We start from the raw sequence: 20,472 nt of genomic DNA, 5'->3' as shown, positions 1-20,472 counted from the left end.
CGGCCATGTATCCGACCTGTAGGTGCGACCTTTCATGTGCCGCTGGCCATAATGCCGTTCGCGCGTCTCAGATCCCGATCGGAAGCTCGCACTCGAGGAGCACGGCCCCAGTGGGTTCTCCTGATCCGGCGGTTTCAACCGGCTTGGTACATCAGCTGTCCGCCCTTTCCAACCTCGTCGGCGATCGCTCGCCTTGTCTCGTTCTATGCGATGACCGGCTCCCTGTAGCGCTCGCCGCCTGTCATCAATGCCCAGACCATGCGGGCTGTCTTACTGGCCAGCGCAACCGCTGCAACCTTGGTTGTTCGCCGCGCCATCAACTGCACGAGCCATGGCCTCCTGGTTCCGTTCCGTTCGGCATGGCGGATGACCGCCACTGCGCCGACGACGAGCAGCTGGCGTAGATAGCGATTACCGGCCTTGGAGATGCTGCCGAGCTTCGCCTTGCCCCCGCTCGAGTTCTGTTTCGGCACGAGCCCGATCCAGTCCGATAGACAGCGCCTCGACTTGAATGCGTGCGGATCGGCGATGGTGGCGACGAACGCGCTCGCCAGCAGCGGGCCGACCCCTGGGATTTTGTTCCTTCACGACCTTGAGCTGTGCCTCCAGCATGCGCAGGCATAGGTATCCTGGCGTCGTTCCCGTCGTTGATGACTACAAGCAATTGCTCAATTCCATTGCGCCCGATCGGCGCCACGATTCCGAACTCAGACAGGTGTGACCGCAGCGCGTTCGATATCTGAGTGCGCTGACGATTGAGCGTCAACCGCACACGATGCAGCATCATAACGCTTTGCTGCTCGGGCGACTTCACCGGCACGAAACGCATCGTCGGCCGCGTCACGGCTTCGCAGATCGCCTCTGCGTCTGCAGCGTCGTTCTTCTCTGGTTGCCGCCCTCGATGCAAGAAGCTTTCCAACCTGGTGTTCGGTGATCGAGTGCGTTCTTCTCTCAGGCCTTTTCCTCGCGGCCTTTCAAGAAGCCGCTGGCCGGTATGGTGATCTGCGGATCGGGTCCAAATCTTCTGCAAGAGCTTTTCAATCTCGCGAACGACGGCTGGTTTTCCCAACCCAGATCTATTCGATCATTGCGCCCATTCAGGTCGTCGACTTCCTACACCTCCCTTCACCGACGCCAGCTTGCGTAGCGAAGCGCATTCATCATGCAGCCACCACACACGTCGGATCTCGATAATCTTCTTTCTTCGTCATCATCCCCCAGATCGCCCGCGCCATTTTGTTCGCAAGCGCGATCGCGACCAGCATGAGCGGCTTGCGACGCAGCATCCGTCCCAGCCATGATCCCTCGGCGATCGATTTGCGAGCCAGCACTGTCAGGCGTGACATGGCGCCAATGATCAACAAAGATCGGATATCAGTCTGTCCGGCCTTCGACACACGTCCAAGTCGCTCCTTGCCACCGGAGGTGTATTGGCGTGGCACGAGGCCAAGCCAGGCTGCAAAATCTCGTCCGCGTTTGAAGCTCTCCATCGGAGGAGCAAAGCCGCTGATCGCCAGCGCGGTCTGTGGCCCGACGCCCGGCATTGTCTGCAGTCGCCGCGCTGTATCAGTCGCCATGGACAGGATTCTGGCCTTCTTCGTCTTGGCTTCGATCCGAGCTGTCTTCTCGGCAATCTGCTCAATCAGGTCGCGGCATTCCTCGCGCACCAACTCGGGCAGGTCACTGTTAGGTGCCTCCAGAATGCTCTCAATCCGCTTGATGTGAGCGATTCCTTTCGGAACGATATGGCCATATTCATACAGCACCGAACGCAGAGCATTCACAAGCTCGGTGCGCTGATGGAGAAGGCGCTCCCGCGTTCGGAACAGCACAGCGCAGGCTTGCTGAGCTTCCGACTTCGGCTGGACAAAACGCATCTCGGGGCGCTGTGCCGCAACGACGATTGCCTCAGCATCGGCAGCATCGTTTTTCTGCCTCTTCACAAAGGGCCGTACGTATTGCGGCGCGATCAGTTTCACCTCATGGCCGAGCTTGACCATTTCCCGTGCCCAGTAGCTCGCGCTACCGCATGCTTCCATCACAACCACAGCAGGCGGCTGGCATGCCATGAACTGCCGGAACCGTGACCGCGTCAGCTTCTTACGGAATTTCAAATTCCCCGTCATTGTCGCGCCGTGAAGCTGGAAAGCGTTCTTTGCCAGGTCCACCCCGATCATTGTATCTTCCATTTGCCGTCCTCTCCTTTTCGTGGCGTTGAACACCACGACCCTGGCACATTGCGATGCCGTCTGGGGAGGGCGGCAACCATCCCATCTTCTGCCCCTTCAGATAGGGCTTCACATACTGTGCAGGGAGCAGCCGCACATCGTGGCCAAGTGCCATGAGCTCCCGAGCCTAATAATGCGAAGAACTGCACGCCTCGATACCGACCAGGCATCGCGGCAAGCTCTGGAAGAATGCCAGCACGCGCCCACGCGTAAGCTTTGTGCGAACGGCAATCTCACCAGCCGCGTCCACGCCGTGGACTTGAAAACACGGACTTCGCGATATCCAGACCGATCGTCGCAACTTTGCCCATCATAGCGCTCCTCCAGCTCTAACCCCGCGATCATACCGCAGGGAGGGAGGAGAGCCGTCCACCGCATCATAAGCGGTCGGTCGGCTTGCGGGGCAGACTATCACGATAGCGGACGTGTATCTGACCTCTCCTCCGACGGCGAACCAGCAGGTTTGGTGCTAAACACTGGCTCGCGTTGACTTAACGCATACCATCGATGCCGCCACGACCTTTTACATCGTCGACTGTCGTACGCCGAGCGCAACAAGGCCTAGCGCTGGCGCGGGCGGCACCAGACATCGCCGGGCTCGCACGCGCGGCGAAGCTGGGCGATGTGGCGGCGAAGGGCCTCCATCAGCCGATCTGCCGCTCGTCCTCGCCCGGCATCCCCCGGCGCGCATCGTAGCAGCAGTACCACTGGGACCAGCGCGCGGGTGGTCTGGATGTATCCAGCCCTTGGCCCGCCAGACGCTGAGCGGCTAGCTGGCGTCGACGCCGAAGCAGTTGAGCGCCGCATGCTTGGGCTCCGACAGGCCCGCTCCGGCGTACCAGTTTGTGGGAAATTCGTCGCGGCAATCGGTCGTGTAGTTGCCGCCGAAGGCGCCGAGCGCAGGCATCTCGGCCGGCGTCAGGTCTGGCCGGAACTCGGGATCCACGGCGCGCCCGGCCGGCGCGACCAGAGCGTGGCGGTAGCCCTGCTGTATGCGGTCGTTGACCCGATCCAGCGCGGCTTCATCGAACGCCCCCGGCGGTGGCGGTCGCGCGGTTGCGCCGCCAGATGGAGGCGTTGAGAGCCGATGCGAAGCTGACCCAGGCAAGGTAGGGAACCAGCAGCCAGGCCGCGGCCGCGCTGACAGGATGAAACAGCACAATGGTGGCGACGATCGATCCCCACAGCAACGCGATCTCCACCAGCGCCAGGTCCGGCCGCCGCAATCCGAAGAAGAGCGTTGTCCAGGCCGCGTTGAGCAGGAGCTGCAATGCAAAGACGGCGAGCGGCAGGGCTGCGCCTTCAATGCCGGCCTCTCGCCAGACCAGCCAGCCCGACACGGCAATCGACGCGTAGAGCATTGTCCAGACTGGCGCGAACAGCCAGTCCGGCGGCCGCCATCGCGGCTTGTCGAGCTGTTTATACCAGTCGCCCGGCCGAAAGATCCCGCCAGTCGCTGCCGCGCCGAAGCTCGCGGCGCCGAAGGCGATCATCATGAGCAGGGATGATGCGTCCATGTGAAGAAGGTGGAGGGGGCCGCCTGGCTGTCAAGCGGCCCCTCCACGGCCTAGCGGTTCCGCTCCGCGGCAAGTTCGCCCGAACCCATAACCGCAAACAGCGGCACGATCTGCCAGGCCGCCGAGAGCCCGACCAAGATGTAGACAAGCCTTGAGAGCATCGAGCCCGCGCCGAAGATCGCGGCCACGAGGTCGAAGTCGAACAGTCCGACCAGTCCCCAGTTCAGCCCGCCCACGATGACCAGGACGAGCGTCAGTATGTTGATGAACTTCATGGTCTTTCCCCAGAGTTGGAGGTGAGCCTCAGCCTTCCGGCGGCAGGATCACCGTGTCGATGATATGGATGACGCCGTTCGACGCCGCGACGTCGGCTGTGGTGACGGTGGCGCCGTTCACCTTGACCGATCCGCCGGCGGCTTCGAGGTCGATCATCTTGCCGTTGACGGACTTGGCTTCATCTAGGCCCGCCACATCCCCGGCCATCACCTTTCCGGCGACCACGTGGTAGGTCAGGATGTCGGTGAGCTGCTGTTTGTTCTCCGGCTTCAGCAAATTCTCCACCGTGCCGGCGGGCAGCTTAGCGAAGGCGTCGTCGGTTGGGGCGAAGACGGTGAACGGACCGGCTCCCTTCAGCGTGTCGGCGAGCCCTGCGGCTGTCAGCGCGGCTGCGAGCGTTTTGAATTGGCCCGCCTCGACGGCGGTGTCCACGATGTCCTTGCCCGAGGCGAGCGCGCTGACGCTGGTGGCCAGCGCGAACGCCGCGGCCAATATCGATGTCTTCATAATCATAACCTTGCTCCTGTTGTGACCGTGCCGATGCGATGGCACCGCTTGTCATCTGGGGAAAAATTATTTTCTAGCCAGTAAAATTGTCGTGACAGTAGACTACATTATCGTGTAAGGAAAATCCGGCGGGAATAGTTTCGCGGGACGAAAAGGAGTTTTGCCGTTGCTGTCCGATACGATCACCAACGAGCTTCAGCGCTACGCCGTCGGCCCGCGCATCAGGGCGCTGCGGCTGCGGAAAAAGCTGGGGCTGGTGCAGCTTGCCGCCCATACCGGGCTGTCCACCGCCATGCTGTCGAAGATCGAGCGCGGGCAGATGTTTCCGACGTTGCCGACGCTGGTCCGGATTGCCATGGTTTTCGGCGTCGGGCTCGATCACTTCTTCACTGCCGACAAGGAGAAGCCGCTGGTGGCGGTGGTGCGCAAGAAGGAGCGTCTCAGGCTTCCCAGCCCGCCTGGCGAGGAGCCGCCCGCCTATTTGTTTGAGAGCCTGGACTATCCTGTCGCCGACCGCCGCATGGAGGCGTTCTATGCCGAATTTCCCGCCGGCTCGCCGCCCTCGCCGACGCACCGGCACGGCAGCGCGGAGTTCATCTACGTGTTGAGCGGCACCCTTTGGGTCGAAGTTGGCAAGGAGAAAAGCAAGCTTGATGCGGGCGACGCCATATACTTCGATTCCAGCATTCCCCACAGCTACCGCCACGATAGTACAGGCGCCTGCACGGCCCTAGTGGTGACCACACCCGGAGCACTCCAAAGCAGTGTTAGCTTGCGGCAGCCGACCTCTTAAAAGCTATGGTGACTTTCGTTCCCTCTCTTGGACTGGAGCGAACGTCGAACTGCGCCTTTGCATTCTCAGTCAGAGAGCGTGCAATCAATGCCCCGAGTTTGCCCGGCTTGGGCCACGTTTCCCCCTCCGGAAGGCCCACCCCATCATCGGCGATAACGACACGACATCCGTCGCCATTGACGATGCTGTGCAGCGTTATGCTGCCACCATCGCGTCCTGCGAACGCATGTTTTAGCGAGTTGGTTAAAAGCTCATTCACGACGAGCCCAGTTGGCATGGCCACGTCAATAGAAACCGGATAGGTGTCGACCTTCATATCGAGGCGAATACCCTCGACCGCATGAGAGGCCATAACCGCGGAGGCGATCTGGCTTAGATACACACCGAGATCGACTTCGCCTTTCTGCTCTTCAGCTGCAAGCGCCTGGTACAGGATTGCCAGCGCATCCACTCGGCCTGCTAGCCTTTCAAAACGTTTTTGATCCGAGACCGTCGCGTTGCGGGTCTCCATGCGGATCAAAGCGGTTATCATCTGAAGATTGTTTTTGACACGGTGCTGGAGTTCACGCAGCAGCGTATCCTTTTCGTGGACGCGCACTTCGGCCGATCCGTCATCAGCGTCTCCGTGGGCTGTTACATCGACCAGCGCCACCAAGCGAAAGCAGATCTTGCCGTTGTCGTCCTCAATGAGGTTTGAGTAGACGTCCACAAGCGGTGGCTTCTCGGACGCCCGCTCCAGCCGGAAAGTGCCGACAAAATCGGTTTCTTCAACAACAGCCTGGGCCAGCGATCGCTCCTTCTGGTGGCGAAGGCCCGTCCCCACAAGTGCCTCCCAGTTTTCTCGCGTGAGAGAAGCCGCTTCCAGGCCTGACAGCTTCTCGAACTCCGGATTGGCGTAGACGACGCGCTCGCTGACCGTGAGATCCGAGACGGCGATGGCAATCGGCACCTGGTCGAGAAACTTCTTAAACTGTTCGCTCTCCAAGGCCGTGGCGAGATCAGGTGTCTCAAGCAGTTTTCCGACTGCTTCGGCATCTTCAGAACCTAATGTCATGCGAGAGACCTTGCGCTGATGGCAGCACCCTCAATATCAGCCACGGGCCAAGCCCGCTATCACCAATGCCAACCGCCTCACTTTCGCTTGGTCAGGAGTACGAAGGCACCAGCCTCGTCTCTCTCAACGGCAGAGTCATCGTAAAAACGAGGCCTTCAGGCCGATAGTCCAATTTGACTTTGGCATCACATTGAACGGTGAGAACCTTTTCGAGTAACGTTGTGCCAAAGCCTCGCCGCTTGGGCGGATGGACCGTCGGTCCATCGTGTTCATGCCATTCAAGATTGACGACGTGCGTGTGGGCCGAGCTTGCAACCGACCAATGCACATCCAGGCGCCCGTTGGGTCGCGAGAGCGCACCAAATTTCGCGGAGTTGGAGGCAAGTTCATGAAAAGCCATGCCGACCGGGATGGCTATATCAGCGACTAGAAACACCTCTGGCCCTTCGACGGCGATACGTGGCTTTGTCTGAGTTTCGTAGTGCCTGAGTTCCCCGTCCAGCATGTTTTGCAGGGATGCCGTTTGCCAATAGTCGTCCGTGAGCATGGAATGGGTGTCGGCCAATGACACAATTCTGGCCGAAAAGTCGCGGACGAACTCTTCAACTGTGCCGCTAGAATTGACTGTAGCCCCCATCATCGCCCGGACATTCGCAAGCGTGTTTTTGACCCGGTGGTGCAGTTCCCGAATAAGCAGGTTCTGCCGGGCCGCAACCTGCTCTTTTTCCTCAATATATTTCTTGACCTCCAACTGGCGCCATCGGGCTCGCAGTGCCGAACGGACAGAATTGCCAAGGCTCGAGGCCAAGAAGGGCCTCTCCAATACAATCAGATACCGATCGAGAAACGAAAGCCTCTTGTCAAACTCCGTTCCACGCATTGTCAACAAAACGACAGGAAAATCCGACCATCCAGGCTGACTTTCCAACCACGCGGCGAACTGTCGTCGATCAGTGTTGATCAGAGCCTCTTCGGCAATGACAAGGCAATGAGATTGCTCGAGGAGCGGGAGGACCTCGTCCAAATTGAGGCAAATGCGCGAGTTGATTTGGTGCTGAGACAGGATTGAAACAGCGATCTTTGCATCACGTCCGACGGGCGCGAGAACAAGGACTTGCGACGTAGAGAGCATTATGATGGCTTGTCTTTAAGAAGGTCGCCCTGCTTGCCCTCAAACACTGGCACGCCCGTCAAAATACCCCTGAAATCTACAAGCGGCTCTCCAACCGTGACACCTGCGCGACCAATTCGGAACTCTCGAATAGTATCTTCGTGAGAACTAACGCGCTTCTTGACCACCGAGATGGCGCGTCGTAGGCGACCGCCGCTTTCGAAAAACCTCAGCAGCATGACGGAATCGCAGAGATAGGTCATATCGACTGGTGCGGACATTTGGCCGATCAGTCCGTGATTAGCCAAGAGCAAGATAGTGACTACAGCCTTCTGATTGAGATATGTCAGAATCTCATGCATCTGGAGCACGAGCTGCTGCTCCTCAGACATAGCATTGAGGTAGCCAGTCAGACTGTCGATAACGACAATTCTGACATCTGACCGTTCTACCGCCGACCGAATACGTGATGACAATTCACCAGGCGAAAGCTCCGCTGGATCGACTTGCTCGAGCAAAAGCATATCACTGTCAGCAAACGCCCTAAAATCCATGCCGAGCCCGGCAGCTCTTTCCAAAAAGATATGCTTGGTTTCGTCGAACAAGAGTACCAGCACACGCTCGCCACGCGCCAAGGCTGCATGGCAATAGGTACAAGCAATCGTCGACTTGCCAACGCCTGACGGGCCCATCAACAATGTGCTTGTGCCGCGTTCCAAACCCCCGCCTACCAATGTATCGAGCGAGTTTTCGCTAATCGCCGGCGCTCCTGTCTTTGCCACTTCGTGCTCTGAGGCCACGAGGCGAGGAAATACCGACACGCCCCCCGACCTGATAACAAAATCGTGGAATCCGCCTCTTATCTGAACGCCCCGCATTTTAATCACTCGAAGCCGACGCCGCTCACCACCATAAACAGGCGATAACTGCTCCATCCGGATCACAGCGTGGCTGATCGAATGCAGATTGAGGTCGTCATGCTCGGCAGTCAGGTCGTCAAGAAGAAGCACCGTGACGTTGTTGAGCAAGAAGAAGCTTTTGAGCGTAAGGACCTGACGGCGATAGCGCAGCGATCCCTGTGACAGAAGGCGGATTTCTGACAGGGAATCGAATACCACCCGGTCGGGTCGCATCCGGCCTATTTCGGCCAGCGCCGATTTGATTGTTTCCCCCAACTCTAGATCGGAGGAATGTACCAACGTCTGCAGCTGAGACGGGTCCAAGCTGAGCTCAGGAGGCACCAATTCAAGCACTTCGATGCCATTTAGATCCCAACCATGGCGGCTGGCCACGGAGAGCAATTCGCGCTTGCTTTCAGAGAGCGTAATGTAAAGGCATTTCTCGCCGTTCCGGGCTCCTTCGATCAGAAATTGCAGCCCGAGCGTTGTCTTGCCCGATCCAGGCCTTCCTTCCACAAGGTGAGAACGAAATCTGGCGTATCCTCCGCGAAGAACGTAATCGAGGCCTTCCACTCCAGAAGAGATTGGTGACGCGTCATCTCTGTCCACAATGACCCCCTGTCGTGGTGGCGGGAACGAGGTAACGGTCGAGTTTTTGTATGGTTCCGTTCCGTTTGCTCAGTAGATCAGACGGCTTTGGCGCGCATTAAACCCTCTTCCAGTTGGAGCAACCGGTCGTGCGGGCATCTGTAGAAATGCGCACGCAATGTCCGCTTTCCAGCAGCGGCCAGCCGAATCTAAACGTCCGGCATGCGGGCGCAAAGCGGTCATTCGCGCCCTGGCGCGACCCTCGCCAAACGCCAAGCACCTTATCGACCTCCGCCACTCCGCCCTATCCGCCGTAAAGACCCCATCTCCGGCTCAGCCAGCAATCTCTCCTTGCCTGCAGCTGCCCCTAGTCCTCCAAGCGCGTCACTGGCTGGCGAATAGGCGACAGCCATGGGCAAGTGCCAGGCTTTGAACTCCGACAGGTTTGCGGCAGCGCCGCCATGCCGGTGCCGATCGCCCCGGCCAATCACGGCGGCGCAGCATGGCTCTTTCTGACAGGATTCCACGAAGCCCTACTGTGTTGAACGGCTGAGCTGTTCGCAATTATGCTCAATCTTAGCGAAGCGCTGCGCACGATCCAACTTCGCGCTAGCGAAAATCGCATCTTTTCCTTGCATCACCACACACGCGGCCTACCGAGCGCGAGCTGGCACCCATACATCGTGGCTACAATATGAACAGGCGGCCGCGTCAAGATCGGCAATTGTGCCGCACCTCTTACATGCGACAGGGCAAGGATATTGGTGCCTTTCTGCTGGCTCCATCTCTGTTGGCTCCTCAATTTCCCACGGCGGCATGACTGGCAGCCCGGGTCTGTTGTCTTTTGCTTTGAAGACGGTCAGCGCACCATCCGTTTCAATGTAAGCGTGCGCGACTTCTCCAAGGTGTTCAACTCCGTGCTCTCGCAATTGCTGAAAAAGCTCATTCCTGCTGAGGGCATTGCCTTCCAAAAATTCTCGACAGATCACTCCGTCGCGGACCGCTTCCTCCGGAATTCCGTCGATCGCCCGTTCTGCGGATGCGCTATTGGCAATCAGGATATCGAGACCCTTGTTGGCCACTACGACCACCGTGATCACCAGAAGGGCGTGAAGCAAGGGCACGTCCGGATAGAACATGGCATCGCCAACGGCCGACCCGAGCGCAATGACCAAAAGGAATTCAATTGTCGACAGTTGCCCGATTGTACGACTGCCAAGCCATCGCAGCAACACCAAGGCGTAGCCATAAACAATGGCGGTTCTGAACGCTATTTCCAGCAGAAAGAGCGGCGGCTCTTCGCCGAAAAGCATGCGTTCCCAATCAAAGATGTGAATTGCCTGATCCACTGGAAGCTCCCTGCTCTGAACGTTTTGTCGCGAGCTCGGTTCCTTCGGAGACGATGCCGACCGGGCACTCACGAATAGCCTTCGGGCCCACCAAACTAGAGCCGGGAGTCGTGCAGTGACGGTCGTGGTCAATTAAAGAAATGCTCTCTCCCGGCAGAAGTTTACGGGTCGGTCCTCGGGAACCGTCAGCTCCCGAGCCTTGTCGGCGGCACTCGACGCCGCGCCATCTTGGCTCATCGGATCCAGAGATAGCCGCTTCCCGGGTGGCGCGCAGACCGGAGAACAAACATTCGGTCCCGAGGTTGGAGACGCCGGCAGAGGTTTCCGCGCTGTGGTACATTAATTGGACAATTTGCTCTCGACCTTTCGGTCGTGTGCGCACGACGGCCTAAGCGCGGCGTGGCCGCAATGATGCAGCGCAATTGCAGCCCCACACCACAGGAAGAAAAGAAAGACGGCATCGGACGAGCACTTGGGCTCGGCCTCATCACCGGCGCCGCAGATGACGACGTCTCGGCGATCGGCACCTATGCAAGCGCCGGCGCGCGCTTTGGCCCGGACCTGCTTTGGACCGCCCCTGCAACGCTCCCGATGATGTACACTCGTCGTGTATCTCTCGTCCAAGTTTGGACAAGCTTCCGGGCGCGGGCCTCTTCCGTGTCATCAAGGACTTCTACCCGCGCTGGCTGTTCTGGGTCGTCCTCGTGGGCGTGCTGATCGGTAACACGATCGAAGCCGCCGCCGATCTCGGCGGCATGGCCGCATCCATCAACATCTTCCTTCCCATTCCGGTCCCACTCATTGCGATCGCAGTGCGGGCCATGATCTTCGCTCTCCAGCTTTGGGGCTATTACACGCTCATACGCAACATCTTCCGCTGGCTCGCTCTGGCCCTTCTTGCCTATGTCGGATCGGCCGTCATGGCAAAGCCGGACGTGGCGGCGGTTTTCCATCCTGGTAGGATCATCGGCACCACCTATCTGGCAGTCGACCAAGGAGGTGGAGGAAGAGATCACCGAAGGCAGAAGGACGCTGCGCGAGCGCCAGGGCGCCACCGACGGCGAACTGCGCCGCTCGCGCCGCGACATTCTGGTCGGAATGACCTTCTCCAATCTCATCATGTATTTCATCATCCTGTCGACAGGAGCTACGCTCTGCGAAGCCGGCGAGCACGACATAGAGATCGCCGCCCAGGCGGCGGAAGCTCTCGAGCCTCTCGCCGGCGCAACAGCCAGCGTGTTCGCAGCCGGCGTAATCGGCGTCGGCTTCCTTGCAGTTCCCGTCACGACGACCTGTTCGGCATACGACGTGGCGCAGGCGGTTGGCTGGAAGCACAGCCTTCACGCCGAGCCAAGAGAGGCGCCGAAGTTCTATGTTGCGATCGGCGTTTCACCCTGCTCGCGGTTGGACTGAATTTTCTGGGCTTCAATCCAATGCAGGTCCTCGTCTGGTCCGGCATTGTGCAGGGCTTTTCCACGCCGCCGCTGCGTCTTCTTATCACGCTCATGACAAACAACCCGCGCATCATGGGTGACAAAGTCAACAGCCGCGCCACCAACGCTCTCGGCTGGACCACTGCGGTCGCAATTTTTTCGGCCTCTTTGGGGTTGGTGGCGACGTGGTTTATCTAGGCCGCCATACTGCTCTTGCTCCTCAGCTCGCCCAAACGCGCGAGAGCCCGACACCCACGAGCCAGATTGGGGATATGCAACTTCGAAGACGAGATCGCCTGTGGCCTCAGATCGAAAGCTGTGCACAGCATGTCGTCCACGCTATCGCGAGCGCCTAGTTCGCATGCTGCCCCCATCCGGCAGGTCGTTGATGCCTGGTTGAAGGGCTCAAAGATGTCGTCTTCCCCACATGCACATCATTAGCAGTGCACACCCGCCCGGTTGCAACGCCTGCGCGGCTACGCTTGTCCGGCCATCCTTGCGGCGATGTCGACGCCGCCCCGACCTGAAGGCAAAACGAACGGTGCCGCCGCCGCGGCAGTTCCTCATTTTGCCCTGAACAGACCATCGTCATCGCGCCATGGTCCAGACAGGCCGCTCGTCGCTTTGCATAAACGCACGGAAAACACCGTCCATGCAGCGCATTGCCCAGGACTCGACCGGAATCCGCCGCCATCCTCTCGCGTGCAATCTATGGAATCTCTTGTTCTGTGACTCTGCTGTCACCCCCGCATTTGCTTGCGCACCCGGCCATCTCTTCCGGTGATGCGCTGCAAACAAAGGTTCCAGCAGGCAGATCATCAGCCCAAAGCTCATGCGCGAGCGCCCGCTCATCACCACCTCCGTCCGGATGTATCCGGCCGCCTCGAGCTGGCGCAGATAGCGCTGTACCGTGCGCTCGCACCGCCGCAATCCCTTCGCCAGATAGCTCACGGTGACGGCGACCGCGCGGTCCCGCCGTGCCCTGCGATAGGCGAGCTCGGCAATCCTGCGCACGCAGCGCCGCGCGCCGTCCGTGATATTGCCGTCCTCCTCGACCTGGGCCGACAGCTCCGGCACATAAGCGTCGCCGCTCCGGCCGCTCAACGGCGTCACCTCTGGCGCCGCCTTCCAGCGATGACACGTCTGTAGCGATCGCGCCCGCCGCGCCGGATCCGCAACCCGCTCGCCTGCGGCGATCGCCTGGACGCGTTGCTTCAGCCGCGCGTACGAATCGACAAAAGCGGCCTGTTCTATTTCTTTTCTACTAGTCATCAGATTTTCTCCCTTAAGGTCAGAAAATCCGCTCAATTGCGCGCAGATCGACGCTGCAAGATTTCTATTGCATCATACCGACCAATACTGCATGCTGATGTCTGTCACGATCTCAGCACGAATTTTGAGGAAGCCCGCAAGTAGCGGGTTTTCTTATTTCATACCTGTATACTCTTCAAGTTGGATTTTCGATAACGTCGAATCTGCTTGTGCAGACCTCTGATAGTCTGCGGCTTTCCGGCTAAGGCCGCAACCGTCTTTCTCCGGGCCGCCGTTTCCCTACATAATTTGCGGTTGTAGGCACCCGAAGTTCCCTCACCAAACACGAATCGCTTAGGCGGTACGTCACGCAGCCATCTTTTCGCCCGGCGCCTTTTCAGCCTATCATCGCAGGGCCCGGGTCCCCAACGGCCCGGCAGACGCGACGACCGTCGCGACCACCGGAGCAGGCCACGACCATGCAGCCGCCGCCTGACACCTACTGGATCCACGGCGAACGCCTCAGCCCTGATCCCACACCCCGGCGGTCAGAAAGACATCCGCTCACAGGCCGCACAATCGGCCGCCAACTTCCGCGCCCTGGTCAAACCCACCGCGGAGGCGCGCCGCTCCCTGCAAGACGCGCTCACCGCGCTCGACGCGCGCCACCGCCACACCCCGCTCGAAGACAAGGCCCGCGAAGCGCGCCTGCAGATCTCGCTCGCCGTCCACGCGATCGACACCAACAAGGGAGAATGGAGCGACACCGCGGCCCTCCGCGCCAGCCACGCCCAGTTCCTGCTGTCGGCGGACAAGGAGCATTCAACCCTGTGGAACGCCTGGCTCGAATGCAGCCGCGCCATCGCCGCAGCCGACCTCTACAGCCGTCCGCAACAGACACTCGAAAAAACCCAGACGCCTGCGCTCCAGCCGTCCGAAGAATTCTCCGTCTTTCGCGACCGAGGCGTCGGGCGCGGCGGCCGCACCCAGGACTAGCGCGCCCCTCGGCCTCCAGCCGTGTTTCAGCGATTGCCTGCGTCCGGCAGTTCGCGACCTTCGTCCTCCTCGACCGGCGACCGGAACCGCATGCGCAGCGCCAGCACGCTGAAACCTTTGGTCTTGGCGTCCCGAAACGCCCCGAGCAGATCGTCCTTGCGCTCGCCCAGATCCTTCAGCGACTGCGTCCACACCGTGCGCAGCGCCCCGTCGATCCATGGCTCGACGCCCGCCATCCGGCGGCCGCTGACATCGATGTTCATGCCGGCCAACGGCATGCCACGCTGCGTCAGCTCGCACAGCATCTCGCGCGCCCGCCGCGACACATCCTTGTCGATCGCCGTCGGTCCACCGTAGAAATACAACGTCGTCCAGCCATGCTCGAGCACGCCGGTTAGGATGGCCGCCCGCAACTGAGAATCCGTCAGCGCGCTCCGCTTCTCGCGCGCACGCAGCGTCAGATATACCTCGCCGCTCGAATGACGCTCGTGCATCCCCATCCCGAACCGGTCGTAGAGCCGTGACAGGCGACGGCGATGCAGCCGCTTCGCCGCATCCTCGTCCACCGCCGCCATCGACCCGGGACAATCGCCGTCCTCCCGGTCGGCCGCCCTTTCCAGCTCCTCGATCAGACGCTGCAGTTCCGCCCGCCGCACCTCGTCCGAGCGCCCCGGCGCCCGCCTGTGCCGCGCGCCGAACATCCGGACCTCCTCCGCCGTCCTTTCCGGCGTAGCCGCTTCCACCTTGTCCGCCGCCGCCTGAAATCCGCTCCTCACCCGTCGACGCTGCCTTGTCATGAATCCCCCACCCTTGTTGAAGCAAAACCTATAAGTATTTTGCGGCAATACCCCTTAAAGTTGTCTCAATATGTAAAAGTCGCCTTACAGGAGTGCGAAAACTCCAGTAGTAACAAGGCCATCGCCTCTATACATCCGATGTTTGTGCATACGCTAAGATAAATAATCCCATAATTAAACAATGGCGATACTATATAGCGTCGTCCCGATTTAGATGACGGCAAGTATTAAAACTGTAAAATATTGCATATAACATAGCCAATATGTTATATGACAAATAGTTTTTAGAGGAGGGCCGATGACTGAAGACATATCCCGTCGCTTCCGCACCATCGCGGACAGCGGCATCAAGATCGAAACCTGGCGCCCCAACGACGCATTGCACCGCGACGGCGCGCCCGCCTGTATCGAGCATCACCCGAATGGCGTCGTCATCCGCGAAGAATGGTGGCAGGACCACGAACGGCACCGCGACGGCGGCCCCGCGGTCATCGACCGCGATCCGGGCACCGGCAAGATCATCCGCGAGGAATGGTATCAGGACAACGCCCTCCACCGCGACGGCGGCCCGGCCATCACCCACCGCGACGCTGCCACCGGCATCCTGACCTGGCAGGAATGGCATCAGAACAACGAACTTCACCGCGACGGCGGCCCGGCCATCACCCACCGCGACGCTGCCACCGGCATCCTGACCTGGCAGGAATGGCATCAGAACAACGAACTTCACCGCGCCGACGGCCCAGCCCTCATCGAACGCGACGCCATAACCAGCATCGTCGTCGCCGAGCACTGGCATGTGGCCGGCGAACGGCATCGCGACGACGCGCCGGCCTCAACCACCCGCGACGCCAGGACCGGCGCCGTCACCGGCGAAGAATGGTGGAAGTACGGCCGCGAAATCCTGCCATGCCCGCGTCCGTCAACCAATTGCGGGCCACGTCCCTAAACCTCGAGCCCTAACCAGAGGAGCATTCATCATGACCCGCCTTCTGAAGTCCATCTTCGACCGCTGCTTCCCGTCCGTCACCTTCAGCCTGGACTATGACCCCGCAGCATCCGCGCCCGCCCCGACGCCGCCTGACACCGTCACAACCAAAGTCCTGGTCGATTTCAGCCTGTCCGTCGGCCGTTACATCCCGCTGTCGCTGCGCATCGAGGAGCATACGCCCGCGCCGCCGCTCCGTGTCGCGATGTCTTCCAGGGACGTCTGGAACGCCGTTGCCAGCGGCGACACCAAAACCCTCAAACAGCAGCTCGACCAGGGCGCTCACCCCGACTCCAGCGCCTTGTATGCCGCTGCCATTCATCGCCACACCGATGCCGTCAGGCTGTTGATTGACCGCGGCACCCCGCTTGACCCCGAGGCCTTGGCCGGCGCCGCCCGGGCGGCAAGATCGACACCGTCACGCTTCTGCTCGAGCGTGGCGCCGACATTCACGCCGGAGATGACATCGCCCCTGCGCGAGGCTGCTTGGTGGGGGCATACCGACACCGTCAAGCCTCTCCTCGACCGCGGCGCCGACATCCACGCCGAAGGCGACAGCGCGCTCGAACTTGCCGCCGAATCCGGCCTCAACGACCTCGCCGCCCTGCTTATCGAGCGCGGCGCCTACGTCCACGCCCGCGACAGCAGAGCCCTGGAGACCGCTGCCGCCAAAGGCCGCACCACGCACTGCAAGCAGCCCTGTCCAACGGCCACGCCGCCGCCGCATCGCTGCTGCGCGACACACTCGAGCCGCAAATCGTCGCCCCGCAACCGCGGGGGCAGTCGTGAACCCGATCCCCGACGCCTATCTCACCAACATCAAGGAAGCGCACGAAAACCTCGCCGCTCACTACCTAATATGGCTGCGAAGCGCCGGGGATCTCAGCGATGCGACCGGATTCGCCGCCTACATGACAACGCAGCCCAGCGACGATCTCGGCCGCCGCCTGCTCGATGCGCATTTGCGCAACGCCGACGAACGCAGCGCCCACAGCGCCGCCCTCGGCCGCTATCTGATCTCTTCGCTGACCGTCTTCGGCGAATAGCCCCACGACCTCGTCGCCGCCGTCAAAACTGGCCTGGTCCGCCACGAACAGCGAAACAGCCAACCGGATCCGCCACCCGGCGCCAAAACCATGAAACTGTCCAGATAATGTGCTGAATTAATCGCCTGTTTCCTTTGCGCCGACCTCGGTCTCTCGCCGATCGCCGCACCGCGCGAAGAACACGCCGCCTATCTCGGCCACTGGCTCGGCGTCATGAAGGGTGGTTCCCGCGCCATCTTCACCGCCGCCCCCCACGAGCAGCGCGGCGCCGACTTCCTGCACGCCCTCCAGCCCGTCCAACCCGCCGCCGTTGCGGCCTGATCCGAAGGAGGTCGCCATGAAATTCCGCCGTCGTCCCCGCTATGGACGGTTCGTCGATACGCCACGCAAGCGCAAGGCAGCCGCCCGCCGTCAGCAGCCCGAACGCGACAGCCTGCCGCTGTTTGCCGAACTCATCGCGTTCTTCCAGCCCACGATCGACCACGTCATGCGCGACCGCGCCGACGACGCAGAGCGTCAGGAGCAGATCGACCGCGACCGCGACGCCCGCCTGTGGCGCTCCGTCCGCATCGACATCGCCGCCCTGCCGCGTCGCCAGCGCCGCCTGATCCGCGCCCTCGCCGCCGCTTATGGCGGTCCGCTCAACGCGGTCGCCTACGCCTATTTCTATCGCTAGGTCACCGGCCGTCACCGCCCGGGCGCGCCGCTCGGCATGGGCCGTCTGCCGTGGCCCCCGCCACGAGCGCTGACCCGTCACACTGCCTCTCAAGCATATCCGAAGAAATGCGAAATATAATGATAAAGGATGCAATGTATACCAAAGCAAAATTCTGCCTGATCAACTCTTTAGCGGGAAAACAAATGGCTGCTATCGAACGACCTGCCGACGACCGATATGCAGCTTCGCGACGTTCGCCAGAGGTGGAAGGGAGTGGCCAATGGGCGGCTGGCCATGGCCGGGCTGGATATCCGCATCGACCACCGGTCGCATTCGGAACGTGGGCTTGAGCTGACGCCGACCGAGCATATGGGCGTCCATGCCACGCAGATCGACAGGCGTGGCATGGACGTGTCGCGCGTCCGGCTGGACGAGGACGCAGCGCGGCGCAATGCCCGAGCTGATCCACGAGAAGCCCGAGCAGGTGCTTGCGATCATCACCGGGGAAACGAGTGTGTTCGAACACCACGACGTTGCGCGGACGCTGCATCGCTACATCAACGACGACCCGCAGGAGTTCCAGAGTGCCTTTGCGAAGGCCATGGCCTCGCCGGCGCTGGTAAAGTTGCAGCCCGAGCGCGCGGACCCGGCAACGGGCGAGACCGAGCTTGTCCGCTATTCGACCCGCGAAAAGGCGTTGCTGACATTTGATACCCACTGGAAATCAGCGGAATCCATGATCCGGGCCGCATTTCACGATCCGGACGAGGTGCCCGGTCGCTTGGGTTCCGCGATCATCGACCAAGGGGGCGATGGCAAGGTGATGGCGAAAGCCATTACCGCGTAGCCGGAGCGCTTTCGAGACGCGGCAAGTCCGCCTGTTTGGCGACAACAAGGAGCGCAAGCAGGCGTTGGGCTATGTCGGTGCAATCGCCCGGCATGTCGAATCGGCGGCCGAGACATGGCAGCGCCGTCTAGGTGAGGAACGGAAATCAGAGCAGTGGCTGCGCGAAAAGCGCGATGTGGTCGAGGTTCCCGACCTCACGCCGCGCAGCGCCGAGGCTATCGCCCAGGTGGACAAGGTGCCGATGACGGAGCGCAATCGCTGGATCAATCAGCTTAGCTTGACACCGGACGGCACGGCTGCGCTCGAGGAAGCGCGGAAGGTTGGCAAGGCGCTCGCGGTGCGGTTCGGCCGTTCTGATCCTCGCGACTTCGCCCAGCAGCTCGAGCGCAATCCCGAGCTGGCGAAGAAGTCCGAGCAGATCAAGGAAATGGCCCGTGTCGTGGAGCGCACGCGAATGGCGGAACTATCCCGAGATCATATGCTGAAACAGCAGCTTTCCCGATCGCAGGGGTAGTGTTGAGCCGGTAAGAGAGATAATGAATGAGAACACGACCAAAGGACGGGCCGAAACCCGGACTTATGCGCTGCGCAGCATGGTATTGTTATACCCGCCCTTTGCCTATCCCTGAGCCTAGCAGAGTTTGGGACGTCGCCGGCCCTCAATTTGTTTTTCCAGCCTGCTGGCGACGCGAAGCAGCAGTTCGTCGCAGCCTGGTTTAGCGGCGATCTGAATGGCAAGGGGAAGCCCCTTGGGGCCGTAGCCGCAACATATCGAAATCGAAGGGAAACCCGTCAAGTTGAAAGGCATTGTTAAGCTCGGGCGCTCGAGCATTGCCCATTTGTCGTAATTCTTGAAGTGCTGGGCCTCGCCCGCCTGGACGGCGGTCACCAGAATGTCTGCATCCGACATGGCACGGTCCATCTCCATTCGGAGCGCGCTGCGCTGGCGCAGAGCATTCAGATATTCAGAACTGGAGATTGCAGCTCCCAAGACAGCACGGTCACGAAAAACATCCGAATATTCATGGAATCGGGTCTTCAGCCAAGACTCGTGCAGACAAAAGGCTTCAGCCAGCAAAATGATGAAACCACAAGCGTGATAATCCCAGAGTGGCGAGAGCTTCACGGTCCCAATTCTGGCACCGCACCGCGCCATACTTGCAAGACAGTTCGATATGGCGGTCTGGGTTGCGTAATCGACAGGATGGTCCACCTTGTGAAAGTGATCAATGACACCGACTCGGATGCCCTCGAGAAGGTGACAGCCCCCCTCAAGTCCGTCCGCAAATGAGCTTCCCGCGCCAGTCAGAGCATCAAACAGAATGGCACAATCTTCTGTTGTCCATGCCAACACCCCTGGATGATCCAAAGAGGGGGTCAACGGCATAATGCCCGCAGTGCTCACGAGGCCCTGTGTCGGTTTAATACCTGCTGTCCCGCAGAGGGCTGCGGGTATGCGTACCGAGCCACCCGAATCCGACCCGGTAGCTCCAAGCACAAAACCCGCGGCCACGGCAGCGGCCGAGCCACTGCTGCTGCCGCCGGGCATATGGGCTGGGTTCCAAGGATTCTTTGCAGGAGGCCAATCGGAATGCCGAATAGGCCCCCCCATCGCAAATTCGAATGTCGAGAGCTTGCCCAGTAAAACTGTACCGGCATCGGCCAACTGCATTACGCAATGGGCGTCTACAGAGGGCACATTGGCCTGAAGAAGGCGGGAGTGAGCGGTAGTTGCTATGCCAGCAGTATTGTAAATATCCTTATGCGCGATCGGAATGCCATCGAGGCGTCCGAGCGTTTCGCCTCGTTTGCGGCGCGCGTCGGACGCTTTGGCGTCGGCAAGAGCACGTTCATCTGTTACATGGATGAAACAATTCAATTGCCCATCAAATTGCGAAATTCGAGACAAGCAGTCCTTGGTCAGCTCAACTGCTGATATTTTTCCCTCTGCAAGTAACCGCGATGCCTGTGAGATAGTCAGCTGAGGGTTCATGACGGTTCGCCTTGGGTAGGAACGTCAGGCGTCAGCTCAAATGGCAGATCACAGGGTATTGCCTTCAACAGGGCATCGAGGACGGCGCGGTGCGCGTGTATCTCGCTATATGTCTGCCTATCCAAATTAAATCCCATCCTC

19 protein-coding genes and 5 pseudogenes are annotated in these 20,472 nt (G+C 60.4%); 11 read left to right on the top strand and 13 right to left on the bottom strand.

The features are described 5' to 3' along the window. Positions 1-203: 203 nt before the first annotated feature. From PD284_RS27030 to PD284_RS24010, 6 genes and pseudogenes are all read right to left on the bottom strand, one after another. Positions 204-883: pseudogene (locus PD284_RS27030) on the bottom strand (IS110 family RNA-guided transposase); the annotation flags it as partial. A 277-nt stretch (positions 884-1,160) separates the two neighbouring features. Then, positions 1,161-2,189 (bottom strand): IS110 family RNA-guided transposase, encoded by a 1,029-nt coding sequence (locus PD284_RS24035; RefSeq protein WP_274630882.1) that lies wholly within the window; start codon positions 2,187-2,189, stop codon positions 1,161-1,163. Positions 2,190-2,789: 600 nt separating this feature from the next. Then, positions 2,790-3,254 (bottom strand): annotated as a pseudogene (locus PD284_RS24025) (hypothetical protein). After that, positions 3,251-3,745: a TspO/MBR family protein gene (locus PD284_RS24020; protein WP_274630881.1), complete on the bottom strand. Its 495-nt coding sequence runs from the start codon at positions 3,743-3,745 to the stop codon at positions 3,251-3,253. Before PD284_RS24020 ends, PD284_RS24025 begins: the two are co-directional and overlap by 4 nt. A gap of 50 nt (positions 3,746-3,795) precedes the next feature. Next, positions 3,796-4,020, bottom strand: coding sequence for a DUF378 domain-containing protein (locus tag PD284_RS24015; RefSeq protein WP_274630880.1), 225 nt, complete (start codon positions 4,018-4,020; stop codon positions 3,796-3,798). A 28-nt stretch (positions 4,021-4,048) separates the two neighbouring features. Beyond that, complete coding sequence (locus PD284_RS24010; RefSeq protein WP_274630879.1) at positions 4,049-4,534, bottom strand: fasciclin domain-containing protein; 486 nt, start codon at positions 4,532-4,534, stop codon at positions 4,049-4,051. 160 nt (positions 4,535-4,694) lie between these two features. On the opposite strand from PD284_RS24010, the gene PD284_RS24005 reads away from it, so the two are divergent. Beyond that, complete coding sequence (locus PD284_RS24005) at positions 4,695-5,321, top strand: helix-turn-helix domain-containing protein (RefSeq protein WP_274630878.1); 627 nt, start codon at positions 4,695-4,697, stop codon at positions 5,319-5,321. Here the strand turns inward: PD284_RS24005 and PD284_RS24000 are convergent. The 4 genes from PD284_RS24000 to PD284_RS23985 form a co-directional block, all read right to left on the bottom strand. Continuing rightward, positions 5,296-6,375, bottom strand: coding sequence for a sensor histidine kinase (locus PD284_RS24000; protein ID WP_274630877.1), 1,080 nt, complete (start codon positions 6,373-6,375; stop codon positions 5,296-5,298). The two genes, PD284_RS24005 and PD284_RS24000, sit on opposite strands and share 26 nt — an antisense overlap. A 91-nt stretch (positions 6,376-6,466) precedes the next feature. Then, on the bottom strand, positions 6,467-7,507 hold the full coding sequence (locus PD284_RS23995) for a sensor histidine kinase (protein WP_274630876.1): 1,041 nt from the start codon (positions 7,505-7,507) through the stop codon (positions 6,467-6,469). Beyond that, positions 7,507-8,994: an ATPase domain-containing protein gene (locus PD284_RS23990; protein WP_274630875.1), complete on the bottom strand. Its 1,488-nt coding sequence runs from the start codon at positions 8,992-8,994 to the stop codon at positions 7,507-7,509. The genes PD284_RS23995 and PD284_RS23990 overlap by 1 nt, the downstream gene beginning before the upstream one ends. A gap of 632 nt (positions 8,995-9,626) precedes the next feature. Further along, entirely contained in the window at positions 9,627-10,322 is a 696-nt protein-coding gene (locus tag PD284_RS23985; protein ID WP_274630874.1) for a DUF421 domain-containing protein, read from the bottom strand. 566 nt (positions 10,323-10,888) lie between these two features. Between PD284_RS23985 and PD284_RS23980 the strand changes: the two are divergent. The 3 genes and pseudogenes from PD284_RS23980 to PD284_RS23970 form a co-directional block, all read left to right on the top strand. After that, positions 10,889-11,215 (top strand): annotated as a pseudogene (locus PD284_RS23980) (divalent metal cation transporter); the annotation flags it as partial. Between the two features lie 106 nt (positions 11,216-11,321). Continuing rightward, a complete protein-coding gene (locus PD284_RS23975) occupies positions 11,322-11,735 on the top strand; it encodes a divalent metal cation transporter (RefSeq protein WP_274630873.1) in 414 nt (137 codons plus the stop codon). 20 nt (positions 11,736-11,755) lie between these two features. After that, entirely contained in the window at positions 11,756-11,953 is a 198-nt protein-coding gene (locus tag PD284_RS23970) for a hypothetical protein (RefSeq protein WP_274630976.1), read from the top strand. A gap of 390 nt (positions 11,954-12,343) precedes the next feature. Here the strand turns inward: PD284_RS23970 and PD284_RS23965 are convergent, their stop codons facing one another. Then, on the bottom strand, positions 12,344-13,027 hold the full coding sequence (locus PD284_RS23965; RefSeq protein ID WP_274630872.1) for a helix-turn-helix domain-containing protein: 684 nt from the start codon (positions 13,025-13,027) through the stop codon (positions 12,344-12,346). A gap of 1,001 nt (positions 13,028-14,028) precedes the next feature. Next, on the bottom strand, positions 14,029-14,799 hold the full coding sequence (locus PD284_RS23960) for a hypothetical protein (RefSeq protein ID WP_274630871.1): 771 nt from the start codon (positions 14,797-14,799) through the stop codon (positions 14,029-14,031). A gap of 298 nt (positions 14,800-15,097) precedes the next feature. Between PD284_RS23960 and PD284_RS23955 the strand changes: the two genes are divergently transcribed. The 7 genes and pseudogenes from PD284_RS23955 (at position 15,098) to PD284_RS23930 (ending at position 18,852) form a co-directional block, all read left to right on the top strand. Continuing rightward, positions 15,098-15,748, top strand: a complete 651-nt coding sequence (locus PD284_RS23955) for a toxin-antitoxin system YwqK family antitoxin (protein WP_274630870.1) — start codon at positions 15,098-15,100, stop codon at positions 15,746-15,748. 31 nt (positions 15,749-15,779) lie between these two features. Beyond that, a pseudogene (locus PD284_RS26970) lies at positions 15,780-16,418 on the top strand (ankyrin repeat domain-containing protein); the annotation flags it as partial. Between the two features lie 154 nt (positions 16,419-16,572). Beyond that, positions 16,573-16,833: a hypothetical protein gene (locus PD284_RS23950; RefSeq protein ID WP_274630869.1), complete on the top strand. Its 261-nt coding sequence runs from the start codon at positions 16,573-16,575 to the stop codon at positions 16,831-16,833. 120 nt (positions 16,834-16,953) lie between these two features. Continuing rightward, positions 16,954-17,154, top strand: coding sequence for a zincin-like metallopeptidase domain-containing protein (locus PD284_RS23945; protein ID WP_338036694.1), 201 nt, complete (start codon positions 16,954-16,956; stop codon positions 17,152-17,154). Positions 17,155-17,170: 16 nt separating this feature from the next. Then, positions 17,171-17,509, top strand: coding sequence for a hypothetical protein (locus PD284_RS23940; protein WP_274630868.1), 339 nt, complete (start codon positions 17,171-17,173; stop codon positions 17,507-17,509). A gap of 174 nt (positions 17,510-17,683) precedes the next feature. Continuing rightward, a pseudogene (locus PD284_RS26965) lies at positions 17,684-18,182 on the top strand (MobA/MobL family protein); the annotation flags it as partial. A 220-nt stretch (positions 18,183-18,402) separates the two neighbouring features. After that, on the top strand, positions 18,403-18,852 hold the full coding sequence (locus PD284_RS23930; protein ID WP_274630867.1) for a hypothetical protein: 450 nt from the start codon (positions 18,403-18,405) through the stop codon (positions 18,850-18,852). 117 nt (positions 18,853-18,969) lie between these two features. Here the strand turns inward: PD284_RS23930 and PD284_RS23925 are convergent, their stop codons facing one another. Beyond that, positions 18,970-20,331 (bottom strand): amidase, encoded by a 1,362-nt coding sequence (locus PD284_RS23925; RefSeq protein ID WP_274630866.1) that lies wholly within the window; start codon positions 20,329-20,331, stop codon positions 18,970-18,972. Positions 20,332-20,472 lie beyond the last annotated feature (141 nt).

The organism is Mesorhizobium shangrilense (genome assembly GCF_028826155.1).
In the GTDB taxonomy this organism is placed as follows: Bacteria; Pseudomonadota; Alphaproteobacteria; order Rhizobiales; family Rhizobiaceae; genus Arvimicrobium; species Arvimicrobium flavum.
This window is presented reverse-complemented; position numbering and strand designations above follow the sequence as displayed.

Excerpts from the sequence above, each read along its gene's own strand:
- PD284_RS24035 (WP_274630882.1), bottom strand. The coding sequence starts at position 2,189 with ATGGAAGATACAATGATCGGGGTGGACCTGGCAAAGAACGCTTTCCAG.
- PD284_RS24020 (WP_274630881.1), bottom strand. The coding sequence starts at position 3,745 with ATGGACGCATCATCCCTGCTCATGATGATCGCCTTCGGCGCCGCGAGC.
- PD284_RS24015 (WP_274630880.1), bottom strand. The coding sequence starts at position 4,020 with ATGAAGTTCATCAACATACTGACGCTCGTCCTGGTCATCGTGGGCGGG.
- PD284_RS24010 (WP_274630879.1), bottom strand. The coding sequence starts at position 4,534 with ATGATTATGAAGACATCGATATTGGCCGCGGCGTTCGCGCTGGCCACC.
- PD284_RS24000 (WP_274630877.1), bottom strand. The coding sequence starts at position 6,375 with ATGACATTAGGTTCTGAAGATGCCGAAGCAGTCGGAAAACTGCTTGAG.
- PD284_RS23995 (WP_274630876.1), bottom strand. The coding sequence starts at position 7,507 with ATGCTCTCTACGTCGCAAGTCCTTGTTCTCGCGCCCGTCGGACGTGAT.
- PD284_RS23970 (WP_274630976.1), top strand. The coding sequence starts at position 11,756 with ATGCAGGTCCTCGTCTGGTCCGGCATTGTGCAGGGCTTTTCCACGCCG.
- PD284_RS23965 (WP_274630872.1), bottom strand. The coding sequence starts at position 13,027 with ATGACTAGTAGAAAAGAAATAGAACAGGCCGCTTTTGTCGATTCGTAC.
- PD284_RS23960 (WP_274630871.1), bottom strand. The coding sequence starts at position 14,799 with ATGACAAGGCAGCGTCGACGGGTGAGGAGCGGATTTCAGGCGGCGGCG.
- PD284_RS23955 (WP_274630870.1), top strand. The coding sequence starts at position 15,098 with ATGACTGAAGACATATCCCGTCGCTTCCGCACCATCGCGGACAGCGGC.
- PD284_RS23940 (WP_274630868.1), top strand. The coding sequence starts at position 17,171 with ATGAAATTCCGCCGTCGTCCCCGCTATGGACGGTTCGTCGATACGCCA.
- PD284_RS23925 (WP_274630866.1), bottom strand. The coding sequence starts at position 20,331 with ATGAACCCTCAGCTGACTATCTCACAGGCATCGCGGTTACTTGCAGAG.